The organism is Streptomyces sp. NPDC047017, from assembly GCF_040644175.1.
Classification (GTDB): Bacteria; Actinomycetota; Actinomycetes; order Streptomycetales; family Streptomycetaceae; genus Streptomyces.
This window is the reverse complement of the sequence record NZ_JBEYVW010000008.1, coordinates 177,035-199,274: the sequence shown is the minus strand read 5'-3', so window position 1 is coordinate 199,274 and position 22,240 is coordinate 177,035. Positions and strand designations below refer to the sequence as shown.

The window sequence follows — 22,240 nt, the reverse complement described above, 5'->3', positions numbered from 1 at the left end:
ATCGTCCGACCGGCCACCCGAAGGAGTGAACCCCGGAGGGTAGTTGGCGGGCAAGTTCCTCCGGCACCCGCCCGGGGGGCGTGCGGCGGGCCGGTTGGACGTCGGCCGCAGGCTTTGGCAGGATGCGCCGCCACGCCTTCCCCGAGCCCGCCATTCCCTCTCAAATCAGGCGCCTGACCTGCGACACTGCGCCAATTCGAAGGTGGTTGCCAGTCTTTGGCAGCCCATGTGAAGGGCTGGTGCAGACTGGCCGGATGCGTACTGAGGTTGTTTCAGAGGCCGGCGCCCCGGATCACCCGAACGAGGACTTCACGGCCCTCGCACTGCCCGCCTCCGGGCAGGGCGGGTGCCTGGTCGTCCTGGACGGGGTGACGCCGTCGCCGGCCGGAACGGGCTGTCTGCATTCGGTCCCCTGGTTCACCGCCCGGCTGGGCGGCGCGCTGACCGAACTGACCGTTTCGCGCCCGGATCTGACGCTGCCGGAGGTGCTCGCGGAGGCGATCGGGCGCACCGCCGCAGCTCACGCGCACACCTGTGACCTTTCTCACCCTCGGACGCCACAGGCAACCGTGGTGCTCGTCCGCTGGTCCGCCGTCACGGTCGACCATCTGGTCCTGTGCGACTCGGCGCTCCTGCTGGAGTCCCCCGACGGCCTGGTCATACCGGTCCTGGACGACCGGCTGGCCCGGCTGCCGAGCGCCGCCCTGGCCACCGACGCGCTCGTCGACGCCAGCGTGCGCAACAAGGAGGGCGGCTTCTTCACCGCGGCGGCCGACCCGTCGGTGGCCGACCGGGCGGTGACCGGGAGCGTGCCGCGCGCGCAGGTGCGCGCCCTGGCCGCGCTGACCGACGGGGCCGCACGCTGGGTGGAGACGTTCCGCGAGGGCGACTGGGCGCACTGCCTGGGCCTGCTGCGCAAGGAGGGCGCGCAGGCGCTCGTGGACCGGGTACGGGACCTGGAGCGGGCCGACCGCGAGGCGCGGACGCACCTGGGGCGCGGCAAGACGCACGACGACGCGAGCGTGGTGTTCGTGGAGCTGTGAGCGGCGGCCGGCGGCCTCGCCCCACGCCCTTGCCGCTTCCCCTCCCCCTGACCGCTTTCCCCGCCCCGGCCTACTTCGCCTTCTCCACGACGCCGTTCAGCTGGTGCAGCAGCCGGGCGAGTTCGGCCACCTCGCGGCGGTCCCAGTGGGCGAGCTGGCTGACGTAGCGCGCCCGGCGGGCGTCGCGCACCCGGCCGACCCGGCGGCTGCCCTCCTCGGTGAGGGCCACCAGCCAGGCCCGGCCGTCCGCGGGGTCCGGTTCGCGGGCGACCAGGCCCAGTTCCTCCAGGGCGCGCAGCTGGCGCGACATGGTGGCCTTGCCGACGCCGACGTAGGCGGCGAGCGCGGTGGCGCGCTGGCCGCCGCTCTCGTCCAGCCGGACCAGCAGTCCGTACGCCGCGGACTCCAGGTCGGGGTGGACCTCGCGGGCCATCTCGCCCTGGTTGGCCCGGGCGCGCCGCAGCAGTACCGTCAGTTCCCGCTCCAGGGACAGGAACTCCCGGTCCTCACCGCCGGGCGCGGCCTCGCCGGATGCGGGTCCACGTCCGCCGCCCTTTGCGTCTTCGTGCACGTCAGCCCCTGCCCTGAGGTTTCCCGGTCCTGAAAGTTTCCGCCGGCCGCCGCCATCGCCGCAGCTCGGCCAGTATTTCGCAGGCGTAGACCAACGGCAGCCCCCGGCCCCCCTTCCCAGGCCCCGGTCTACGTGCGTAGCTTCGTGACAGGCACTGAATGGCATGGCCACGCCATCGACACCCCCGGCGGGTCTCCCGTGCCCCGCCCTCCCCTCGTGCGACCGTGGGCCATGCCCGCGTTTCCCCCCACCGGGCACCACCGACCTTCGGAGGCACGTCATCATGCCCGTGCACAGATCCGGAACGGCCCGCACGCGGCGGCTGACCGCCGCGGGAGTCCTGCTCGCGGCGTTCTCCTGTCTCCTCACGGCCCCCTCCTCCGCCGACAGCGCGCCCGCCCGCGGCTCCGCCTACATGGGCATGGGCGTCCTCGCCCACGACGGCCGCGGCGGCGCGCCCGCCACCACCGCCACCGCCACCCAGACCGAGGGCGTCGACGTCGCCGGCTACCAGGGCAACGTCGCCTGGTCCACGCTGTGGAGCAGCGGTGTCCGCTGGGCCTACACCAAGGCGACCGAGGGCACCTCCTACACGAACCCCTCCTTCACGCAGCAGTACAACGGCTCGTACAACGTCGGCATGATCCGCGGCTCGTACCACTTCGCGACCCCGGACAGCACCAGCGGCGCCGCCCAGGCCAACTACTTCGTCGACCACGGCGGCGGCTGGTCCAAGGACGGCAAGACCCTGCCCGGCGCCCTGGACATCGAGTGGAACCCCTACGGCGCCGCCTGCTACGGCAAGTCCGCGAGCGCCATGGTCAGCTGGATCGCCGACTTCCTGAACACCTACAAGTCCCGCACCGGCCGCGACGCCGTGCTCTACACGGCCACCAGCTGGTGGACCCAGTGCACCGGCAACTACGCCGGCTTCGCCGCGAAGAACCCGCTGTGGATCGCCCGCTACGCCTCGGCCCCGGGCACGCTCCCGGCGGGCTGGGGCTACTACACGATGTGGCAGTACACCTCGTCCGGCCCCACGGTGGGCGACCACGACAAGTTCAACGGCACGCTGGACCGGGTGAAGGCGCTGGCCAACGGCTGATCCGTACGCCCACCGCGGGCGTACGGATCAGCGAAGTGGCCCGGGTCCCTCGTGGGGACCCGGGCCTCCTCTCGTCCGGCGGCGTCCGTCACGCCGCCGCCGGAACCTCCCGCCGCGCCCCGTCCGTCGCGGGGGCGAGGGCGAGTTCCAGGACCTGGCGGACGTCGGTGACGGCGTGGACGTCGAGCTTGTCCAGCACCTCCGCCGGGACGTCGTCCAGGTCGGGCTCGTTGCGCTTGGGGATGATCACCGTGGTGACGCCCGCCCGGTGCGCGGCCAGCAGCTTCTGCTTGACACCGCCGATGGGCAGCACCCGCCCGGTCAGCGACACCTCACCGGTCATCGCCACGTCCGTGCGCACCAGCCGCCCCGAGAGCAGCGAGGCCAGCGCGGTGGTCATCGTGACGCCGGCGCTCGGGCCGTCCTTGGGGACCGCGCCCGCCGGGAAGTGGATGTGCACGCCCCGGTCCTTGAGATCGCCCACCGGCAGCTCCAGCTCGGCGCCGTGGCTGCGCAGGAAGCTCAGCGCGATCCGCGCGGACTCCTTCATCACGTCGCCCAGCTGACCGGTCAGGGTCAGGCCCGCCGCGCCCGTCTCGGGATCGGCGAGCGACGCCTCGACGTACAGCACGTCCCCACCGGCCCCGGTGACCGCGAGTCCGGTCGCCACTCCCGGCACCGCCGTACGGCGCTCGGCCGGGTCCTGGGCGGACTCGGGCACATGGTGCGGCCGGCCGACCAGCGCGGGCAGCCCGTCGGCGGTGACGGTGAACGGCAGCTCCCGCTCGCCCAGTTCGTGCTGGGCGGCCACCTTGCGCAGCAGCCGGGCGACGGACCGCTCCAGGGTGCGCACGCCCGCCTCGCGGGTGTACTCGCCGGCCAGCCTGCGCAGCGCGCCCTCCTCGATCACGACCTCGTCCGCGCGCAGGCCCGCCCGCTCCAGCTGGCGCGGGAGCAGGTGGTCGCGGGCGATGACGACCTTCTCGTCCTCGGTGTAGCCGTCCAGGCGGACGATCTCCATCCGGTCGGCCAGGGCCTCCGGGATCGCCTCCAGGACGTTGGCGGTGGCCAGGAAGACGACGTCCGACAGGTCGAGTTCCACCTCCAGGTAGTGGTCCCGGAAGGTGTGGTTCTGCGCCGGGTCGAGGACTTCGAGGAGGGCCGCGGCCGGGTCGCCGCGGAAGTCGGAGCCCACCTTGTCGATCTCGTCCAGCAGGACCACCGGGTTCATCGACCCGGCCTCCTTGATCGCGCGCACGATCCGGCCGGGCAGCGCGCCCACGTACGTACGCCGGTGGCCGCGGATCTCGGCCTCGTCGCGGACGCCGCCGAGGGCGACCCGGACGAACGCGCGCCCCATGGCGTGGGCGACGGACTCGCCCAGGGACGTCTTGCCCACGCCGGGCGGCCCGACCAGCGCCAGGACCGCGCCGCCGCGCCGGCCGCCGATCACCCCGAGGCCGCGCTCGCTGCGGCGCTTGCGCACCGCGAGGTACTCGGTGATCCGCTCCTTCACGTCCTTGAGGCCCGCGTGCTCGGCGTCCAGGACCGCCTTGGCGCCCTGGATGTCGTACGTGTCGTCGGTCCGCTCGTTCCAGGGCAGCTCCAGGACCGTGTCCAGCCAGGTGCGGATCCAGGAGCCCTCGGGCGACTGGTCGGAGGCGCGCTCCAGCTTGTCGACCTCCTTGAGGGCGGCCTCGCGGACCGTCCCGGGCAGGTCGGCGGCCTCCACGCGGGCGCGGTAGTCGTCGGACTCCTCGGCGGGGTCCTTGCCGCTCTCCCCGTTCAGCTCGCGCAGCTCCTTGCGGACGGCTTCGAGCTGGCGGCGCAGCAGGAACTCGCGCTGCCGCCTGTCGACGCCCTCCTGGACGTCCTTGGCGATGGTCTCGGCGACGTCCTGCTCGGCGAGATGGTCGCGCAGCAGGCGGGTGGCGAGCCGCAGCCGGGCCACCGGCTCCGCGGTCTCCAGCAGCTCGATCTTCTGCTCGGTGGTGAGGAAGGGCGAGTAACCGGAGTTGTCGGCCAGCGCGGAGACGCCGTCGATGGCCTGGACCCGGTCGACGACCTGCCAGGCGCCGCGCTTGCGCAGCCAGGCGGTGGCCAGTGCCTTGTACTCCTTGACGAGTTCCGTCACCTGGCCCGGCAGCGGGTCCGGCACGCTCTCGTCGACCTGCGTGCCCTCGACCCACAGCGCCGCTCCCGGCCCGGTGGTGCCGGCGCCGATCCGCACCCGGCTCCGGCCGCGGACCAGCGCCCCCGGATCGCCGTCGGCCAGCCGCCCGACCTGCTCTACGGTGCCCAGCACGCCGGTCGTCGCGTACGCGCCCTCGACGCGCGGCACCAGCAGCACCCTGGGCTTGCCCGGTTCCGACCGGGCGGCGGCCTGCGCCGCCTCCACCGCGGCCCGTACCTCGGCGTCGCTCAGGTCCAGCGGTACCACCATCCCGGGCAGCACCACCTCGTCGTCGAGCGGCAGCACGGGCAGGGCGAGCGGTGTGAACGCCGTGGACTCAGCAGCCATGATCTCCCCTTCGGCAGTCAAGTTGAGCTATGCCGACTCAATGCGCGTGAGCCGCCGAATGTTCCCCGGCGGGTGTTCGCTGTGAGCGATCGACGGGGAGCGGAGGGAGAAGAACCAAGAACCCGGGAAGACCAGGAGGTCAGCGCAGGGGCCGGAGTCCGCGCCGCAGCACCGGCCAGCTCGCGACGCCGAGCAGCACGGAGATGAGGTGCCCCGCGCCGGTCATCGGGTCGGTGGTGGTGCACAGGTCCGCGAGGACCATCCCGCCGAACCCGGCGAGCAGGGGCCAGCGCAGCCAGGGGCCGAGCAGTCCGGACAGGGCGCCGACGCTGGCGGCGACGCCGAAGCTGATGCCGTAGTCGAGGCGGTGCAGCGCGCTGTCGGGCAGCCGGCCGGCCAGCACCGCGAGCCCGACGGGGACCTCGGTGGCGAGCGTGGCGCACACATGGCCGAAGACGAAGACACCGGCCGTACGCAGTCCGCCCGCGCGGCGCTCCAGCGCGGTCAGCACCAGCAGGAAGCACAGGGAGTACGGCGACACGATCCCGCCCGCCACCCACAGCGCGCTGGCCGACAGCACCAGCAGCGGGGACCGCACCAGATGGGCGACGTCCGTGCTGGAGCCGCGGTAGAAGGCGTCCACCAGCGGGGCGGGCGCGTAGCGGGTGATGAGCGAGGTGAGGGTGAGCAGGACCGCGTAGGTGAAGGTGAACGGGGTGCCGGCCGGGGTGGGCAGCAGCTGCCCGGGGCGCAGCGCGCGCAGCCGTACGGCGAGGGCCGGCGCGAGGGCCCGGGACGCGGCGGCGCCGGACGCGATCACGGCCTGCTCGCCGGCGGCGGCCACGGGCTCCTCGCCCGGCCGCTGGCGCGGCATGGCCTCCGGGAGGGGCGCGGCCTCGACGCCTGCCTGCGCGGTCCGTTCCACCGTGGGGCCCTCCTTCCGACACACCTCAGCCTTCGTCCCGCGCGCACCCATGTCCATGACCGACACCGTCCCGGGGACCGATTCACAGCAACCTATTAACTTCCGGCAGCACGACGCACATCCGCCGCCCGCCCACCACATCCGCCCCGGCCGCACGGCACGCCCGCCAACGCCCGCCCCCGTCGCGGGCGTCCCCGCACGTCACCCGTAATTCATGGGGTGGCCGCGGCCTGTTCGGGCAGGATGACCCCATGAACGCCCCGTACGAGGCTCCTGTGGTGCTGGACCGGCGCGAGGGTCCCCACGGCGAGGTCGCGCTGCGCCGGCACGGCGCGTTGCTGCAGATCATCGCCAACGGCTGCTTTCTGATGGACACCTCCGACGGGCGCTCGGAGCGGCGGCTGGTGGACGCCGCGCTCGGCGCGCTGGACGGACGGCCCGCGCCGCGGCTGCTGATCGGCGGTCTCGGCGTCGGCTTCTCGCTCGCGCACGCCGCCGCGGAGCCGCGCTGGGGCCGGATCACCGTGGTCGAACGGGAGAGCGCGATCATCGCCTGGCACCGCGGCGGCCCGCTCGCCCACCTGACCGCGGCGGCGCTGGCCGACCCGCGCACCGGGATCGCCGAGGCCGATCTGGTCCCTTACGTCAATGAGACATCGGACACGTTCGACGCCCTGTGCCTCGACATCGACAACGGCCCCGGCTGGACGGTCACCGAGGGCAACGAGGTGCTCTACGCACCGGCCGGACTGGCAAGCTGCGCACGGGCGTTGAACCCCGGCGGAGTACTCGCGGTGTGGTCCGCCGGACCGTCTCCGGATTTTGAAGGAACCTTGCGGAATGTCGGGTTCCAACAGGTGCGCACCGAAGAGATCCCGGTTGCCCGGGGCGTACCGGACGTCGTGCACCTCGCCGTCCGGCCTGGATAGCAAAGCCGCAGCGTCTCCCCGTACGCTGCATCCCTGACGCCGATCATTCAAGCGTCAATCGCAACCACGCGCAGTCAAGGAATCACCGGAATCACCCCACGGATTCCGGACAGCACACTCAGGGGCGGGCGATGGAGCAGACACACACCGCGCAGGGCGGCACGACGGCCGGTCCGGGCGCACAGCGCCGGGTGCTGGTGGTCGAGGACGACCAGACCATCATGGACGCCATCGCCACCCGTCTGCGGGCCGAGGGATTCCTCGTGCAGACCGCGGGCGACGGGCCCTCGGCCGTCGACACCGCCGAGGCGTGGCAGCCCGATCTGCTGATCCTCGACATCATGCTGCCGGGCTTCGACGGCCTGGAGGTGTGCCGCCGGGTGCAGGCCCAGCGGCCGGTGCCGGTGCTGATGCTCACCGCCCGGGACGACGAGACCGACATGCTGGTCGGCCTCGGCGTCGGCGCCGACGACTACATGACCAAGCCGTTCTCGATCCGGGAGCTGGCCGCCCGCGTGCACGTGCTGCTGCGCCGCATGGAGCGGGCGGCGCAGGCCGCGGCGACACCGCGCAGCGGCATCCTGCGCCTGGGCGAACTGGAGATCGACCACGCCCAGCGCCGGGTGCGGGTGCGCAGCGAGGACGTCCACCTGACGCCCACCGAGTTCGACCTCCTGGTGTGCCTGGCGAACACCCCGCGCGCGGTGCTCTCCCGCGAGCAACTGCTGGCGGAGGTGTGGGACTGGGCGGACGCCTCGGGCACCCGGACCGTCGACAGCCACATCAAGGCGCTGCGCCGGAAGATCGGCGCCGAGCGGATCCGTACGGTGCACGGCGTGGGCTACGCGCTGGAGACGCCGGCCGCATGAGCGACGGGCGGGCCGCACGCGGGGGCCGGGAGCCCTGGGGCGGGGTGCGCCCGTTCTCGGTCAAGACGAAGCTGGGCGCGCTGGTCGTCATCTCGGTGCTGATCACCACGGGCCTGTCGATGATCGCGGTGCACACCAAGACCGAGCTGCGCTTCATCATGGTCTTCTCGATGATCGCCACCTTGCTGATCACGCAGTTCGTGGCGCACTCGCTGACCGCGCCGCTGGACGAGATGAACGCGGTGGCCCGGTCCATCTCGCACGGCGACTACACGCGCCGGGTGCTGGAGAACCGCCGGGACGAGCTGGGCGACCTGGCCCAGACGATCAACCGCATGGCGGACGAGCTGGCCGCCCAGGACCGCCAGCGCAAGGAACTGGTGGCGAATGTCTCACATGAGCTGCGCACGCCCATCGCGGGCCTGCGCGCGGTGCTGGAGAACATCGTCGACGGGGTCACCGAGGCCGACGCCGAGACCATGCGCACCGCCCTGAAGCAGACCGAGCGGCTGGGGCGGCTGGTGGAGACGCTGCTCGACCTGTCCCGGCTGGACAACGGCGTGGTCCCGCTGAAGATGCGCCGCTTCGAGGTGTGGCCGTACCTGTCGGGCGTGCTCAAGGAGGCCAACATGGTCGCCTCCGCGCGCGCGGGCATGGCCTCCGGCTCCGGCAGCCACACCCGCACCGACGTCCATCTCAGCCTCGACGTGTCCCCGCCGGAGCTGACCGCGCACGCCGACCCCGAGCGCATCCACCAGGTGGTCGCCAACCTGATCGACAACGCGGTCAAGCACAGCCCGCCGCACGGCCGGGTCACGGTGAAGGCGCGCCGCGGGCCGCAGCCGGAGTCGCTGGAGCTGGAAGTCCTCGACGAGGGCCCGGGCATCCCGCGCTCGGAGTGGCACCGGGTCTTCGAGCGCTTCAACCGGGGCGCGGTGAGCCGGCCGCACGGCCCCGGCAGCGACGGCGGCACCGGGCTCGGCCTGGCGATCGCCCGCTGGGCGGTGGATCTGCACGGCGGCCGGATCGGGGTGGCCGAATCCGATCGGGGCTGCCGGATCCTCATCACCCTTCCCGGGCTTCCCTCTGTGCCAAGTTGACGTAAAGTTCGACCCGGAACCACAAGATCCACGAGCGTCCGCGCAGCTCGGCGCGTGTGATCAGGCAGGGGCCCGCGACCCTACGGGGACAGGCCCGGGTGGCCCCTTCCCACGCATGGGCGAACCACGCTTGTTTCCCGCCATTTCAAGCCCCGAAACCCGGGTTTCGATGTGACTTACGCGACGATGAACGGGCTCGACCTGACCTTCACGCTCTTGGGGGCGTAGCCTTTATTCCCGCTGTCCATCACCTTGTGAAGCGGAAGAGGGCGGTTGCCGCCGTGTCGCCACAGTCCCCCAGTAACTCGAGCATCTCCACCGAGACCGACCAAGCCGGGAAGAACCCCGCGGCCGCGTTCGGTGCCAACGAGTGGCTCGTCGACGAGATCTATCAGCAGTACCTCCAGGACCCGAACTCCGTAGACCGCGCCTGGTGGGACTTCTTCGCGGACTACAAGCCGGGGGCCGCCGCCGCGCCGGCTCCGGCGGGTACTGCGGCCACGGGGGCCGCAGGGACCACTCCCGCGGCTCCCCCGGCCCCCCAGGCGGCGCCCGCCGCCCCGGCCCGGCCCGCCCAGGCCCAGGCCGCGCCCGCCGCCGCCAAGCCCGCGCCCGCCGCCCCGGCTCCGGCCGCCGCGCCCGCGCCCGCGCCCGCCGCGGCCAAGCCCGCCGCTCAGGCCAAGCCCGCCGCGCAGGCCCCGGCCCCCGCGAAGCCGGCCCCGGCCGCCGCCAAGGCCGCGCCGGGGGCCGCCGCGAAGGCCGCGCCCGCCACCGAGGCGCCGCAGGGTCCCGAGCTGGTGACGCTGCGCGGCCCGTCCGCCGCGGTCGCCAAGAACATGAACGCCTCCCTGGAGCTGCCCACGGCCACGTCCGTGCGCGCCGTCCCGGTGAAGCTGCTGTTCGACAACCGCATCGTCATCAACAACCACCTCAAGCGGGCCCGCGGCGGGAAGATCTCCTTCACGCACCTCATCGGGTACGCGATGGTGCAGGCCGTCAAGGCCATGCCGGCGATGAACTTCTCCTTCGCGGAGAAGGACGGCAAGCCGACCCTGGTCAAGCCGGAGCACGTCAACCTCGGTCTCGCCATCGACCTGGTCAAGCCCAACGGCGACCGCCAGCTCGTCGTCGCGGCGATCAAGAAGGCCGAGACGCTGAACTTCTTCGAGTTCTGGCAGGCCTACGAGGACATCGTCCGCCGCGCCCGCGACGGCAAGCTGACGATGGACGACTTCACCGGCGTCACCGTCTCCCTCACCAACCCCGGCGGCCTCGGCACGGTGCACTCGGTGCCGCGCCTGATGCCCGGCCAGTCGGTGATCATGGGCGTCGGCTCCATGGACTACCCGGCGGAGTTCCAGGGCACCTCCCAGGACACCCTGAACAAGCTCGGCATCTCCAAGGTCATGACGCTCACGTCGACCTACGACCACCGGGTGATCCAGGGCGCCGCCTCCGGCGAGTTCCTGCGCGTCGTCGCCAACCTGCTGCTCGGCGAGAACGGCTTCTACGACGACATCTTCGAGGCGCTGCGCATCCCCTACGAGCCGGTCCGCTGGCTCAAGGACATCGACGCCAGCCACGACGACGACGTCACCAAGGCCGCCCGCGTCTTCGAGCTGATCCACTCCTACCGGGTCCGCGGCCACGTCATGGCCGACACCGACCCGCTGGAGTACCAGCAGCGCAAGCACCCCGACCTGGACATCACCGAGCACGGCCTCACCCTGTGGGACCTGGAGCGCGAGTTCGCCGTCGGCGGCTTCGCCGGCAAGTCGATGATGAAGCTGCGCGACATCCTCGGCGTGCTGCGCGACTCGTACTGCCGCACGGTCGGCATCGAGTTCATGCACATCCAGGACCCCAAGCAGCGCAAGTGGATCCAGGACCGCGTGGAGCGCCCGCACTCCAAGCCGGAGCGCGAGGAGCAGCTGCGCATCCTGCGCCGGCTGAACGCGGCGGAGGCCTTCGAGACCTTCCTGCAGACGAAGTACGTCGGCCAGAAGCGCTTCTCGCTGGAGGGCGGCGAGTCCGTCATCCCGCTGCTCGACGCGGTGCTGGACTCGGCCGCCGAGTCCCGCCTGGACGAGGTCGTCATCGGCATGGCCCACCGCGGCCGGCTGAACGTGCTGGCCAACATCGTCGGCAAGTCGTACGCGCAGATCTTCCGCGAGTTCGAGGGCAACCTCGACCCGAAGTCGATGCACGGTTCCGGCGACGTGAAGTACCACCTGGGCGCCGGCGGCACCTTCACCGGCCTGGACGGCGAGCAGATCAACGTCTCGCTGGCCGCCAACCCGTCCCACCTGGAGACGGTCGACCCGGTCATCGAGGGCATCGCCCGCGCCAAGCAGGACGTCATCAACAAGGGCGGCACGGACTTCACCGTGCTGCCGGTGGCGATCCACGGCGACGCGGCCTTCGCGGGCCAGGGCGTGGTGGCCGAGACCCTGAACATGTCGCAGCTGCGCGGCTACCGCACCGGCGGCACGGTCCACATCGTCATCAACAACCAGGTCGGCTTCACCGCGGCCCCCGAGTCCTCGCGTTCCTCCATGTACGCGACGGACGTGGCCCGCATGATCGAGGCCCCGATCTTCCACGTGAACGGCGACGACCCGGAGGCCGTGGTCCGCGTCGCGCGGCTCGCCTTCGAGTTCCGCCAGGCGTTCAACAAGGACGTGGTGATCGACCTCATCTGCTACCGCCGCCGCGGTCACAACGAGTCGGACAACCCGGCCTTCACCCAGCCCCTGATGTACGACCTGATCGACAAGAAGCGCTCGGTGCGCAAGCTCTACACCGAGTCCCTGATCGGTCGCGGCGACATCACCCTGGAAGAGGCCGAGCAGGCGCTCCAGGACTACCAGGGCCAGCTGGAGAAGGTCTTCACCGAGGTCCGCGAGGCGACCGCGCAGCCGGCCGCGCCGCAGTCCCCGGACCCGCAGGCGGGCTTCCCGGTCGAGGTCAGCACCGCGATCTCCGCCGAGGTCGTCAAGCGCATCGCCGAGTCCCAGGTCAACATCCCCGATCACATCACCGTCCACCCGCGCCTGCTGCCGCAGATGCAGCGCCGGGCGGCGATGGTCGAGGACGGCACGATCGACTGGGGCATGGGCGAGACCCTCGCCATCGGCTCGCTGCTCCTGGAGGGCGTCCCGGTCCGGCTGTCCGGCCAGGACTCCCGCCGCGGCACCTTCGGCCAGCGGCACGCGGTCCTCATCGACCGGGAGACCGGCGAGGACTACACGCCGCTGCTGTACCTCTCCGACGAGCAGGCCCGCTACAACGTCTACGACTCGCTGCTCTCCGAGTACGCGGTCATGGGCTTCGAGTACGGCTACTCGCTGACCCGCCCGGACGCGCTGGTGATGTGGGAGGCCCAGTTCGGCGACTTCGCCAACGGCGCCCAGTCGGTCATCGACGAGTACATCTCGGCCGCCGAGCAGAAGTGGGGCCAGACCTCCGGCGTCACGCTGCTGCTGCCGCACGGCTACGAGGGCCAGGGCCCGGACCACTCCTCGGCCCGCATCGAGCGCTACCTGCAGCTGTGCGCGCAGAACAACATGACGGTCGCGATGCCGACCCTGCCGTCGAACTACTTCCACCTCCTGCGGTGGCAGGTGCACAACCCGCATCACAAGCCGCTGGTGGTCTTCACCCCGAAGTCGATGCTGCGCCTGAAGGCCGCCGCCTCGAAGACGGAGGAGTTCACGACGGGCCAGTTCCGGCCGGTCATCGGCGACGACTCGGTCGACGCCAACGCCGTCAAGAAGGTCGTCTTCTGCTCCGGCAAGGTCTACTACGACCTCGACGCCGAGCGGAAGAAGCGCGGCGTGACGGACACCGCGATCCTGCGCATCGAGCGGCTGTACCCGCTGCCGGGTGCCGAGCTGCAGGCGGAGATCAAGAAGTACCCGAACGCCGAGAAGTACCTGTGGACGCAGGAGGAGCCGGCGAACCAGGGTGCCTGGCCGTTCATCGCGCTCAACCTGATCGACCACCTGGACCTGGCGGTCGGCGCGGACGTGCCGCACAGCGAGCGCCTGCGCCGCATCTCCCGGCCGCACTCCTCCTCCCCGGCCGTGGGTTCCGCCAAGCGGCACCAGGCGGAGCAGGAGCAGCTGGTGCGCGAGGTGTTCGACGCGTAGCCGCCACGCGGGGCGCCGACGCTCCCGCGGGCCGCACCTGGCCGGGCCGCACCCCCTTCGCGGGGGTGCGGCCCGGCCGTTTGGGCAGGCGCACTTATCCTTGGCCTCATGTACTTCACTGACCGTGGCATCGAGGAACTGGAGAAGCGGCGGGGCGAGGAGGAGGTCACCTTCGAGTGGCTCGCCGAGCAGCTGCGGACCTTCGTCGACCTGAACCCTGACTTCGAGGTCCCGGTGGAGCGGCTGGCCACCTGGCTGGCGCGGCTGGACGACGACGAGGACGACGAGTAGGCACCGGCGAGCGGCCGGTACGCCGGGACGGGCGCCCCTTCGGGGGCGCTTTCGTGTTTCCGGGCGCCTGCGCGCTGCCGCGTCCGCCCGAGTGTGTCTTGACTTTCCGTGTCCGCGATATATCGTGTGTGATGGAGGACGCGATATGGCGTGTCGCGTCGCCGTCCGGTTCCCTCTCCGGTCCTGCGGTCCCTTCGGTCGCGCGTGGTCCGGTCCGTCCCAGGAGGTCTGCACCATGTCCGAGTGGTCCGTGGGCGAGCCCAGGAAGCTCACCTTCGACGAGCCCGTGACCGAGCTGAACGTCCGCATCGTCCACGGAACGGTCAACGTCGTGGGCACCGACGACGGTTCCGCCCGCCTGGAGGTCTCCCGGATCGAGGGGCCGCCCCTGGTGGTCACCCAGCGGGACGGCGTCCTGACCGTGGCCTACGACGACCTGCCCTGGAAGGGCTTCCTCAAGTGGCTCGACCGCAAGGGCTGGCGGCGCAGCGCGGTCGTCTCCCTGGCCGTCCCCGCGGGCACGCACGTCGAGGTGGGCGTGGTCGGGGCCGCCGCGATGGTCTCCGGCATCGACGGGCGCACCCAGGTCAAGGGCGTCTCCGGCGACACCACGCTGGTGGGCGTCACCGGCCCGGTGCGCGCGGACACCGTCTCGGGGAACCTGGAGGCGCAGGCCCTCTCGGGCGACCTGCGGTTCAACTCGGTCTCCGGTGACCTGACCCTGGTCGAGGGCGCCGGCTCCTCGGTCCGGGCCGACTCGGTGAGCGGCTCGATGATCATCGACCTGGACCCGGCGGGCACCCCCACCGACATCAGCCTGACGAACGTCTCGGGCGAGATCGCCATCCGGCTCCCCCACCCGGCCGACGCGGAGGTGGAGGCGAACACCGCGAGCGGCGCGGTGTCCAACGCCTTCGAGGACCTCCGGGTCGGCGGCCAGTGGGGCGCCAAGCGGATCACCGGCCGGCTGGGCACCGGCCGGGGCCGGCTCAAGGCGACGACGGTCTCCGGTTCGATCGCCCTGCTGCGGCGCCCGGCGGCGGAGGACGGCCCCTGGGGCTCCGGTCCGGACGGCGGCGCCCCCGCCGACGCCCCGGCCGACGGCACGACCGACAAGAAGGTGCTCTGACATGGCTCCCGTCTTCGCTCACGGACGACTCCGCCTCTACCTGCTCAAGCTGCTCGACGAGGCCCCGCGCCACGGCTATGAGGTGATCCGCCTCCTGGAGGAGCGCTTCCAGGGGCTGTACGCCCCCTCGGCGGGGACCGTCTACCCGCGGCTGGCCAAGCTGGAGGCCGAGGGCCTGGTCACCCACACCACCGAGGGCGGCCGCAAGGTGTACGCCATCACGGACGCGGGCCGGGCCGAGCTGGCCGACCGCAGCGGTGAACTGGCCGATCTGGAGCTGGAGATCCGCGAGTCCGTCGCCGAACTCGCCGCCGAGATCCGGGCGGACGTGCGCGGCGCGGCCGGCGATCTGCGGCGCGAGATGCGCGCGGCGGCCTCCCACGCCCGGCAGGGCTCCGCCGGGGCCCATGGCTCCGGGGCGCACCCCGACGGCGGTCCGCACGCCTCCGGGGACAGCGAGGCGTGGACCGCCGCCAAGGAGGAGATGCGGCGCGTCAAGCAGGAGTGGAAGGAGCAGGCCCGGCGCGCCAAGGACGAGAGCCGGCGGGCCCGTGAGGAGGCCCAGCGGGCCCGGCGCCAGGCCAAGGAGGCGCAGGAGCGGGCGCGGGCGCAGGCGCAGGAGGAGGTCCAGCGCATCGCCCGGCACATCCAGGACCAGGTGCAGGACCACTTCGCGCGCGGCGACTGGCCGACGGGGGTGCGTGAGGGCCTGACCGAACTGGCCAAGGAGTTCGGCGACTTCGGCAAGGACTTCGGCAAGGGCCTGGGCCGGGAGTTCGGCTTCGGCACCGGGGCGCCGGGCGGCGCGCCGGGGACCGGTCCGGAGTACTCCGAGACCCCGGAGGACTTCCCCGCCGGCTATGAACCGGCCTGGGCGCACGAGGAGTCGACCGGCGATCCCTCCCGCGACCTGGACCGGCTGCTGGACCGCTTCCGGGACGAGGTCCGCGACGCGGCCCGCGACCACGGGGTCACTTCCGACCAGTTGCGCGACACCCGCCGCCAGCTGTCGACGGCCGCGGCCCGCATCGGGGCGGTGCTGCGCAAGCCGAAGGTCTGAGGGACGGCTCGCCGCCGGGGCGGCTCGCACGCGTGTGCGGGCGCTCCAGGGGTGCGGGCGGCCCTCAGCCGGTCGCCCGCGCCTCCCCCTCGCCGTACAGCACGCGGGTCAGCGCCTCGTAGGTCACGCCGTGGTCGGCGAGGATCTCGCCGGCGATGCCCGGCCGGGCGGCCAGGGCGAGCAGGATGTGCTCGTCCCCGATGTGCTGGTGGCGGCGGGCCACCGCCATGCGCAGCGCCTTTTCGAGCGTGTGCTTGGCGTCCGGGGCGAAGGCGCGGCGGCCCGACCACCAGGCCCGGTCCTTCCGGTCGCCGGACAGCGCCCCGACGCCGTGCGTCTCCTCCACCCGGGAGACGATCCGCGAAACGTCGATGCCGAGTCCGGCCAGGGCGTCGGTGTCGGCCCGGGACAGACCGGCGTGCCGCCGCGATTCGTCCAGTGCCCGGCGTACGGAGTCCTTGCGGGCGTCCAGGCCCAGGGCCGCCAGGGCGAAGGAGGCGCGGCTCGCCTCGCGGTCGAGGAGGGCGAGCAGCAGCTGCCCGGCGTCCACGGACCGCGACCCCTGGCGCTCGGCGTGCTCGACCGCCGCTCGCACCACGGCGCGGGCGTCCTTGGTGAACCGTTCGAACATCACTGCCTCCCGTACTTCTTGTGCACGGCCTGCCTGCTGACACCGAGTTCGGCGGCGATCTCCTGCCAGGACCAGCCCTGGTCGCGAGCGCTGCGCACCTGCACCGCCTCCAGCTGCTCCAGCAGCCGGCGCAGTGCGGCGACGGCCCGCAGCCCGACGCGCGGGTCGCGGTCGCCCGCCCGCTCGGCGAGATCCGTTGCTTCGGTCATGGCGTCAACGTACATTGACACTCCCCGGGCGTCAACCGTGGTTGACAGGCGGGGAGTGTCCGGGAGGCGGAGCGGATCAGGCGGCGGTGAGCACGATCTTGCCGAACTGGCCGCCCGTCTCCAGCCGCGCGAAGCCCTCCCGGGCCCGGTCCAGCGGGAGCACCTCGTCGATGACGGGGCGGACACCGGTGGTGGCGCAGAAGGAGAGCAGGTCCTCCAGCTCGTCCTTGGTGCCCATGGTGGAGCCGACCACCTTCAGCTCCAGGAAGAAGATCCGGGTCAGCTCGGCGTGCGAGGGCCGGTCGCCGCTGGTGGCGCCGGAGATGACGATCGTGCCGCCGGGGCGCAGCGACTTCACCGAGTGGGACCAGGTGGCCGCGCCGACGGTCTCGATCACGGCGTCCACCCGCTGCGGCAGCCGCGCCCCCGGCTCCACCGCCTCCACCGCGCCGAGTTCCAGCGCCCGCTTGCGCTTGGCCTCGTCCCGGCTGGTGGCGAAGACCTTGAGGCCGGCCGCCCGGCCGAGCACGATCGCGGCCGTGGCGACCCCGCCGCCGGCGCCCTGCACCAGGACGGAGTCACCGGGCCGCACCCCGGCGTTGGTGAAGAGCATCCGGTAGGCGGTGAGCCAGGCCGTGGGCAGGCAGGCGGCCTCCTCGAAGGAGAGCCCGGCGGGCTTGGGCAGCACGTTCCAGGTGGGCACGGCGACCCGCTCGGCGAAGGTGCCCTGGTAGCGCTCGGTCAGGATGGAGCGGGGCTCGCGGGGTCCGACCCCGTGCCCGCTCTGGCCGATGACCGAGTGCAGGACGACCTCGTTGCCGTCCTCGTCGACACCGGCGGCGTCACAGCCGAGGATCATGGGCAGCCTGTCCTCGGACAGGCCCACACCCTTCAGCGACCACAGGTCGTGATGGTTCAGGGAGGCGGCCCTGACGTCGATCGTGCTCCAGCCGGGGCGGGCCCCGGGGGCCGGGCGCTCACCGGACTCCAGCCCGTTCAGCGGCTGGTCGCGGTCGATTCGGGCGGCGTAGACAGCGAACATGACCTTGACGATAGGGGCGGGCCCGCCCCGGCGGAACCACGCGGCCCTGTGACACACGCCCTCTTGCCAACCGGGCCGCCCGGCGGACGCCGGACAGCGCAACGGCCCCGCCCGGGTGGGCGGGGCCGTTCGCATCGGCCGGGTGGGGTCCGCGTCAGCGACGGGCCACGCCCTCGGCGCGCGCGGCCGCGGCGACCGCCGCCGTCACCGCGGGGGCGACCCGCTCGTCGAACGGCGAGGGGATCACGTAGTCCGCGGCGAGGTCGTCGCCGACGACCCCGGCCAGCGCCTCGGCCGCCGCGATCTTCATGCCCTCGGTGATCCGCGACGCCCGCACCTGCAGCGCGCCCGCGAAGATGCCGGGGAACGCCAGGACGTTGTTGATCTGGTTGGGGAAGTCCGACCGCCCGGTCGCCACGACGGCCGCGTACTTGTGCGCGACGTCGGGGTGCACCTCCGGGTTCGGGTTGGCCATGGCGAAGACGAACGCGCCCTCGGCCATCGACGCCACCGCCTCCTCGGCGACCGTGCCGCCGGAGACGCCGATGAAGACGTCGGCACCGGCCAGCGCGTCCTCCAGGGAGCCGGTGAGGCCGGCCTTGTTGGTGAACTCGGCCAACTCCCGCTTGACCTGCGTCAGGTCCGCGCGCCCGGCGGAGACGATGCCCTTGCGGTCGGCCACCGCCACATCGCCGATGCCGGCCTCGACCAGCATCTTGGCGATGGCGACACCGGCCGCGCCGGCGCCCGAGATCACGGCCCGCAGCTCGCCGATCCCCCGGCCGCTCAGCCGGGCCGCGTTGCGCAGCGCGGCGAGGGTGACGACGGCCGTGCCGTGCTGGTCGTCGTGGAAGACCGGGATGTCAAGGCGCTCCTGGAGCTTGCGCTCGATCTCGAAGCACCGGGGCGCAGAGATGTCCTCCAGGTTCACGCCGCCGAAGGACGGCGCGAGGCGCACCACGGTCTCGATGATCTCGTCGGCGTCGGTGCAGTCGAGTGCGATCGGCACCGCGTCCACGCCGCCGAACTGCTTGAACAGGATCGCCTTGCCCTCCATCACCGGGAGGGAGGCTTCAGGACCGATGTCCCCGAGGCCGAGGACGGCCGTGCCGTCGGTCACGACGGCGACCACGGACGATTTCCACGTGTAGTCGTGGACCAGTTCCGGCTGCTCGGCGATGGCGGTGCACACCCGCGCGACGCCGGGCGTGTACGCCAGGGACAGGTCGTCCTTGTCACGGACGGGCACAGTGGCCTGCACGGCCATCTTCCCGCCACGGTGCAGCGCGAAGGCCGGATCGAAGGAATCGAGCGGCTCTGCCCCGCCGTCCTGATCCGTACCGCTGTCGCTGCGAGGATTGACGATCTCCGCTGCCACTTGGTTTTACCCCTTAATTGTTCATGGATTTGAGGGTTGCCACTCCTGGTGAGGGGTGGGCGGGACCGCACCCGGCCGGTGAGTGTTGCGTTCGGGCCGTGCGCGACGGGCGCGCCGCACACGCGCCCTGAGCCCCGGATGAGGGGTGTAAAGAACCTTCTTACCGGACGGACGGCGCCGACGACGAGTCCATAACGCGAAGGTCACATGACGAGGCACCGACACTTGGCCCAATATGGGGACAAGCCCGCGCCGAAGACTCCAGAAGGCGGCGAATTCCCGCCAAAGCCGCGCGTCGAGGAGGCGGGGCCCCGGACCGACCGGAGATCTTCCGGCCGGAAGGAGGCATTCCCGCAGATGGTCCGCCCTTCGGGGTCGGCCGAGCGCGGTGCGGGAATCGCCCGTTATCCGATTTTGACATCGTGACTGCCCTGAATGGCGTATCCCGAATGGCAAGATGCGTCAATCACACGAGGTCGCGACACCCGAAGGTGTGTGTTCTCGTCGACCCATCGGCAACTCCACCCACCCGCCGGAGGAACCCACCATGACCGCACGCTCCACCCGTCGTACGACCGCCGCGCACTCCCGTCTGGCCGCGGTCGGTGCGATCGCGGTCGCCGGCGCCCTGCTGCTCACCGGCTGCGGTGACCAGACCAAGGACAAGGACAAGTCCGCCGGCAGCTCGTCCGCCGGTTCCGCCCCGCTCGCCGGCAAGCTCCCGGCCTCGATCCGCGACAAGGGCGTCATCAAGGTCGGCTCCGACATCGCCTACGCGCCGGTGGAGTTCAAGGACAAGTCCGGCAAGGTGGCGGGCATCGACCCCGACATAGCCGCCGCTCTGGGCAAGCAGCTGGGGGTGTCCTTCCAGTTCGAGAACGGCACCTTCGACGCGCTGCTCACCGGCATCCGCTCCAGCCGGTACGACATCGCGATGTCGGCGATGACCGACAACAAGAGCCGCCAGCAGGGCGTCGACCCCACCACCGGCAAGAAGGTCGGCGAGGGCGTCGACTTCGTCGACTACCTCAACGCCGGCGTGTCGATCTACACCCGCAAGGGAGACACCCAGGGCATCACCTCCTGGTCCGACCTGTGCGGCAAGAAGATCGCCCTGGAGCGCGGCACCGTCTCCGAGGACCTCGCCAAGGCCGAGGCGAAGAAGTGTCCGGCCGGCAAGACGCTCTCCATCCAGCGGTTCGACGACGACCAGCAGGCCCAGACCCGGCTGCGCTCGGGCGGTGCGGACGCGGCCTCCTCCGACTTCCCGGTCGCCGCGTACGCCGTGAAGACCTCCGGTGGCGGCAAGGACTTCCAGGTCGTCGGCGACCAGGTCGAGGCGGCCCCGTACGGCATCGCCGTCGGCAAGAGCAACACGCAGCTGCGGGACGCGCTGCAGGCCGCGATGAACGCCATCATCAAGAACGGCGAGTACCAGAAGATCCTCCAGAAGTGGGGCGCCCAGGACGGCGCCGCCAAGGAGTCCGTCATCAACGGCGGCAAGTGACCGCGCCCGCGCGGCCACCGAGAGGCAACATCCGTGACTGCTGACATCGACAAGACGGCGGGTCCCGAGGACACGCCCTCCGCCGGACCCCAGGCGATCAAGGCCATCCCGGTCCGGCACTACGGGCGCTACGTCACCGCCCTCATCGCGATCGCCGTCCTGTTCGCGATCGTCTACGCGTTCGGCCAGGGCAAGATCAACTGGCACGCGGTCCCCGACTACTTCTTCGACGACCGGATCATGACCGGCGTCGGCAAGACCCTCCTGCTGACCGTCCTGTCGATGCTGATCGGCATCGTCGGCGGTATCGGCCTGGCGGTGATGCGCCTGTCGAAGAACCCGGTGACCTCGGCGATCGCCTGGTTCTACATCTGGTTCTTCCGCGGCACCCCGGTCCTGGTCCAGCTGTTCCTCTGGTTCAACCTGGGCCTGGTCTTCGAGTACGTGAACCTGATGCCGTTCTACAAGGACTACTGGTCGAACTTCATGACGCCGCTGCTGACGGCGCTGCTCGGCCTGGGCCTGAACGAGGCCGCGTACATGGCGGAGATCTGCCGGGCCGGCCTGCTCGCCGTCGACGAGGGCCAGACCGAGGCCGCCCACGCGCTGGGCATGAGCCACGGCAGGACCCTGCGGCGGATCGTCATCCCGCAGGCCATGCGGGTGATCGTGCCGCCGACCGGCAACGAGGTCATCAACATGCTGAAGACGACCTCCCTGGTGGCGGCCGTCCAGTACCCGGAGCTGTTCCGCTACGCCCAGGACATCGGTCAGGTCTCCGGCGCCCCGGTGGAGATGTACTTCCTCGCCGCCGCCTGGTACCTGATCATGACCTCGGTGCTGAGCGTGGGCCAGTACTACATCGAGCGGTACTACGCCCGCGGCTCCAGCCGCAGCCTGCCGGCCACCCCGTGGCAGAAGGTCCGAGCACACCTGACGTCCTTCTCCAGCAGGAAGGTCACGGCATGACCGACAAGGCCACCCAGCAGGACTCCCCCGGGCGCGAGAGCGGCGCGGCGATGGTGAAGGCCGAGGGCGTGCACAAGTCCTTCGGCCAGGTCGAGGTGCTCAAGGGCATCGACCTGGAGGTCCGGGCGGGCGAGGTGTTCTGCCTGATCGGCCCCTCCGGCTCCGGCAAGTCGACGTTCCTGCGCTGCATCAACCACCTGGAGAAGATCAACGCGGGCCGGCTCTGGGTGGACGGCGAGCTGGTCGGCTACCGCGAGCACGGCGACAAGCTCTATGAGCTGCGCGACCGCGAGGTCGCCATGAAGCGCCGGGACATCGGCATGGTCTTCCAGCGCTTCAACCTGTTCCCGCACATGACCGCCCTGGAGAACGTCATCGAGGCGCCGGTCCAGGTCAAGGGCCTGAACAAGGGGCAGGCCCGGGAGCGGGCCATGCAGCTCCTGGAGCGGGTGGGCCTGGCCGACCGGGCGGGGCACTACCCCTCGCAGCTCTCCGGCGGCCAGCAGCAGCGCGTGGCGATCGCCCGCGCGCTGGCCATGGACCCCAAGCTCATGCTGTTCGACGAGCCGACCTCCGCACTCGACCCGGAGCTGGTCGGTGACGTCCTCGACGTCATGCGCGACCTCGCCGAGTCCGGCATGACCATGGTCGTCGTCACCCATGAGATGGGCTTCGCCCGCGAGGTCGGCGACAGCCTGGTCTTCATGGACGAGGGCGTGGTCGTCGAATCCGGCCACCCGCGCGAGGTGCTGACCGACCCACGGCACGAGCGCACCCGGTCGTTCCTGTCGAAGGTGCTCTAGCCCGTAC

Annotated in this window: 19 protein-coding genes; 12 read left to right on the top strand and 7 right to left on the bottom strand. The window is 71.7% G+C overall.

Annotated features, from left to right (window positions below):
- Nucleotides 1–254 precede the first annotated feature (254 nt).
- Entirely contained in the window at nucleotides 255–1,043 is a 789-nt protein-coding gene (locus ABZ858_RS16230) for a hypothetical protein (RefSeq protein WP_361377696.1), read from the top strand.
- A 70-nt stretch (nucleotides 1,044–1,113) separates the two neighbouring features.
- Here ABZ858_RS16230 and ABZ858_RS16225 read toward each other — a convergent pair whose 3' ends face one another.
- Nucleotides 1,114–1,614 (bottom strand): MarR family transcriptional regulator, encoded by a 501-nt coding sequence (locus ABZ858_RS16225; protein WP_361377693.1) that lies wholly within the window; start codon nucleotides 1,612–1,614, stop codon nucleotides 1,114–1,116.
- Nucleotides 1,615–1,897: 283 nt separating this feature from the next.
- On the opposite strand from ABZ858_RS16225, the gene ABZ858_RS16220 reads away from it, so the two are divergent.
- Nucleotides 1,898–2,719, top strand: a complete 822-nt coding sequence (locus ABZ858_RS16220) for a lysozyme (protein WP_361377690.1) — start codon at nucleotides 1,898–1,900, stop codon at nucleotides 2,717–2,719.
- A gap of 88 nt (nucleotides 2,720–2,807) precedes the next feature.
- Here ABZ858_RS16220 and lon read toward each other — a convergent pair whose 3' ends face one another.
- Together lon and ABZ858_RS16210 are read right to left on the bottom strand one after the other, a co-directional pair.
- A complete protein-coding gene (lon, locus tag ABZ858_RS16215) occupies nucleotides 2,808–5,240 on the bottom strand; it encodes an endopeptidase La (protein WP_361377687.1) in 2,433 nt (810 codons plus the stop codon).
- A gap of 139 nt (nucleotides 5,241–5,379) precedes the next feature.
- On the bottom strand, nucleotides 5,380–6,165 hold the full coding sequence (locus tag ABZ858_RS16210) for a rhomboid-like protein (RefSeq protein ID WP_361377684.1): 786 nt from the start codon (nucleotides 6,163–6,165) through the stop codon (nucleotides 5,380–5,382).
- Between the two features lie 251 nt (nucleotides 6,166–6,416).
- Between ABZ858_RS16210 and ABZ858_RS16205 the strand changes: the two genes are divergently transcribed.
- The 7 genes from ABZ858_RS16205 to ABZ858_RS16175 all read left to right on the top strand — a co-directional run bounded on the left by ABZ858_RS16205 (nucleotide 6,417) and on the right by ABZ858_RS16175 (nucleotide 15,694).
- Nucleotides 6,417–7,094 carry a spermidine synthase gene (locus ABZ858_RS16205; RefSeq protein WP_361377681.1) on the top strand — a complete coding sequence of 226 codons (678 nt, stop codon included), beginning with the start codon at nucleotides 6,417–6,419 and terminating at the stop codon, nucleotides 7,092–7,094.
- A gap of 131 nt (nucleotides 7,095–7,225) precedes the next feature.
- On the top strand, nucleotides 7,226–7,963 hold the full coding sequence (locus ABZ858_RS16200) for a response regulator transcription factor (RefSeq protein ID WP_361377678.1): 738 nt from the start codon (nucleotides 7,226–7,228) through the stop codon (nucleotides 7,961–7,963).
- Nucleotides 7,960–9,063, top strand: coding sequence for a HAMP domain-containing sensor histidine kinase (locus ABZ858_RS16195; protein WP_361377675.1), 1,104 nt, complete (start codon nucleotides 7,960–7,962; stop codon nucleotides 9,061–9,063). Before ABZ858_RS16200 ends, ABZ858_RS16195 begins: the two co-directional genes overlap by 4 nt.
- A gap of 281 nt (nucleotides 9,064–9,344) precedes the next feature.
- On the top strand, nucleotides 9,345–13,214 hold the full coding sequence (locus tag ABZ858_RS16190) for a multifunctional oxoglutarate decarboxylase/oxoglutarate dehydrogenase thiamine pyrophosphate-binding subunit/dihydrolipoyllysine-residue succinyltransferase subunit (protein ID WP_361377672.1): 3,870 nt from the start codon (nucleotides 9,345–9,347) through the stop codon (nucleotides 13,212–13,214).
- A 108-nt stretch (nucleotides 13,215–13,322) separates the two neighbouring features.
- Nucleotides 13,323–13,505, top strand: a complete 183-nt coding sequence (locus tag ABZ858_RS16185; protein WP_019058231.1) for a DUF6104 family protein — start codon at nucleotides 13,323–13,325, stop codon at nucleotides 13,503–13,505.
- A gap of 235 nt (nucleotides 13,506–13,740) precedes the next feature.
- A complete protein-coding gene (locus ABZ858_RS16180) occupies nucleotides 13,741–14,634 on the top strand; it encodes a hypothetical protein (RefSeq protein ID WP_361377668.1) in 894 nt (297 codons plus the stop codon).
- A 1-nt stretch (nucleotide 14,635) separates the two neighbouring features.
- Nucleotides 14,636–15,694 carry a helix-turn-helix transcriptional regulator gene (locus tag ABZ858_RS16175; RefSeq protein ID WP_361377665.1) on the top strand — a complete coding sequence of 353 codons (1,059 nt, stop codon included), beginning with the start codon at nucleotides 14,636–14,638 and terminating at the stop codon, nucleotides 15,692–15,694.
- A 64-nt stretch (nucleotides 15,695–15,758) separates the two neighbouring features.
- Here the strand turns inward: ABZ858_RS16175 and ABZ858_RS16170 are convergent, their stop codons facing one another.
- The 4 genes from ABZ858_RS16170 to ABZ858_RS16155 form a co-directional block, all read right to left on the bottom strand.
- Nucleotides 15,759–16,325, bottom strand: coding sequence for a Clp protease N-terminal domain-containing protein (locus ABZ858_RS16170; protein ID WP_361377662.1), 567 nt, complete (start codon nucleotides 16,323–16,325; stop codon nucleotides 15,759–15,761).
- Nucleotides 16,325–16,534: a helix-turn-helix domain-containing protein gene (locus ABZ858_RS16165; RefSeq protein WP_361377659.1), complete on the bottom strand. Its 210-nt coding sequence runs from the start codon at nucleotides 16,532–16,534 to the stop codon at nucleotides 16,325–16,327. Before ABZ858_RS16165 ends, ABZ858_RS16170 begins: the two co-directional genes overlap by 1 nt.
- Before the next feature lie 76 nt (nucleotides 16,535–16,610).
- Entirely contained in the window at nucleotides 16,611–17,576 is a 966-nt protein-coding gene (locus ABZ858_RS16160; RefSeq protein ID WP_361377656.1) for a zinc-binding dehydrogenase, read from the bottom strand.
- 154 nt (nucleotides 17,577–17,730) lie between these two features.
- Nucleotides 17,731–18,954: an NADP-dependent malic enzyme gene (locus ABZ858_RS16155; protein WP_361377653.1), complete on the bottom strand. Its 1,224-nt coding sequence runs from the start codon at nucleotides 18,952–18,954 to the stop codon at nucleotides 17,731–17,733.
- Nucleotides 18,955–19,501: 547 nt separating this feature from the next.
- Here ABZ858_RS16155 and ABZ858_RS16150 point away from each other — a divergent pair.
- The 3 genes from ABZ858_RS16150 to ABZ858_RS16140 are packed head-to-tail and all read left to right on the top strand — an operon-like array spanning nucleotide 19,502 to nucleotide 22,233.
- Nucleotides 19,502–20,461, top strand: coding sequence for an ABC transporter substrate-binding protein (locus ABZ858_RS16150; RefSeq protein ID WP_361377650.1), 960 nt, complete (start codon nucleotides 19,502–19,504; stop codon nucleotides 20,459–20,461).
- A gap of 33 nt (nucleotides 20,462–20,494) precedes the next feature.
- Nucleotides 20,495–21,430, top strand: coding sequence for an amino acid ABC transporter permease (locus ABZ858_RS16145; RefSeq protein ID WP_361377647.1), 936 nt, complete (start codon nucleotides 20,495–20,497; stop codon nucleotides 21,428–21,430).
- Between the two features lie 50 nt (nucleotides 21,431–21,480).
- The gene (locus ABZ858_RS16140) at nucleotides 21,481–22,233 is read left to right on the top strand and encodes an amino acid ABC transporter ATP-binding protein (RefSeq protein ID WP_361378029.1); all 753 of its coding nucleotides are present in this window, start codon (nucleotides 21,481–21,483) and stop codon (nucleotides 22,231–22,233) included.
- Nucleotides 22,234–22,240: the final 7 nt, after the last annotated feature.

Coding starts and splice junctions, on each gene's coding strand:
- ABZ858_RS16230 (WP_361377696.1), top strand. CDS start 255: ATGCGTACTGAGGTTGTTTCAGAGGCCGGCGCCCCGGATCACCCGAAC.
- ABZ858_RS16220 (WP_361377690.1), top strand. CDS start 1,898: ATGCCCGTGCACAGATCCGGAACGGCCCGCACGCGGCGGCTGACCGCC.
- lon (WP_361377687.1), bottom strand. CDS start 5,240: ATGGCTGCTGAGTCCACGGCGTTCACACCGCTCGCCCTGCCCGTGCTG.
- ABZ858_RS16205 (WP_361377681.1), top strand. CDS start 6,417: ATGAACGCCCCGTACGAGGCTCCTGTGGTGCTGGACCGGCGCGAGGGT.
- ABZ858_RS16200 (WP_361377678.1), top strand. CDS start 7,226: ATGGAGCAGACACACACCGCGCAGGGCGGCACGACGGCCGGTCCGGGC.
- ABZ858_RS16195 (WP_361377675.1), top strand. CDS start 7,960: ATGAGCGACGGGCGGGCCGCACGCGGGGGCCGGGAGCCCTGGGGCGGG.
- ABZ858_RS16185 (WP_019058231.1), top strand. CDS start 13,323: ATGTACTTCACTGACCGTGGCATCGAGGAACTGGAGAAGCGGCGGGGC.
- ABZ858_RS16180 (WP_361377668.1), top strand. CDS start 13,741: ATGTCCGAGTGGTCCGTGGGCGAGCCCAGGAAGCTCACCTTCGACGAG.
- ABZ858_RS16175 (WP_361377665.1), top strand. CDS start 14,636: ATGGCTCCCGTCTTCGCTCACGGACGACTCCGCCTCTACCTGCTCAAG.
- ABZ858_RS16170 (WP_361377662.1), bottom strand. CDS start 16,325: ATGTTCGAACGGTTCACCAAGGACGCCCGCGCCGTGGTGCGAGCGGCG.
- ABZ858_RS16165 (WP_361377659.1), bottom strand. CDS start 16,534: ATGACCGAAGCAACGGATCTCGCCGAGCGGGCGGGCGACCGCGACCCG.
- ABZ858_RS16160 (WP_361377656.1), bottom strand. CDS start 17,576: ATGTTCGCTGTCTACGCCGCCCGAATCGACCGCGACCAGCCGCTGAAC.
- ABZ858_RS16150 (WP_361377650.1), top strand. CDS start 19,502: ATGACCGCACGCTCCACCCGTCGTACGACCGCCGCGCACTCCCGTCTG.
- ABZ858_RS16140 (WP_361378029.1), top strand. CDS start 21,481: ATGGTGAAGGCCGAGGGCGTGCACAAGTCCTTCGGCCAGGTCGAGGTG.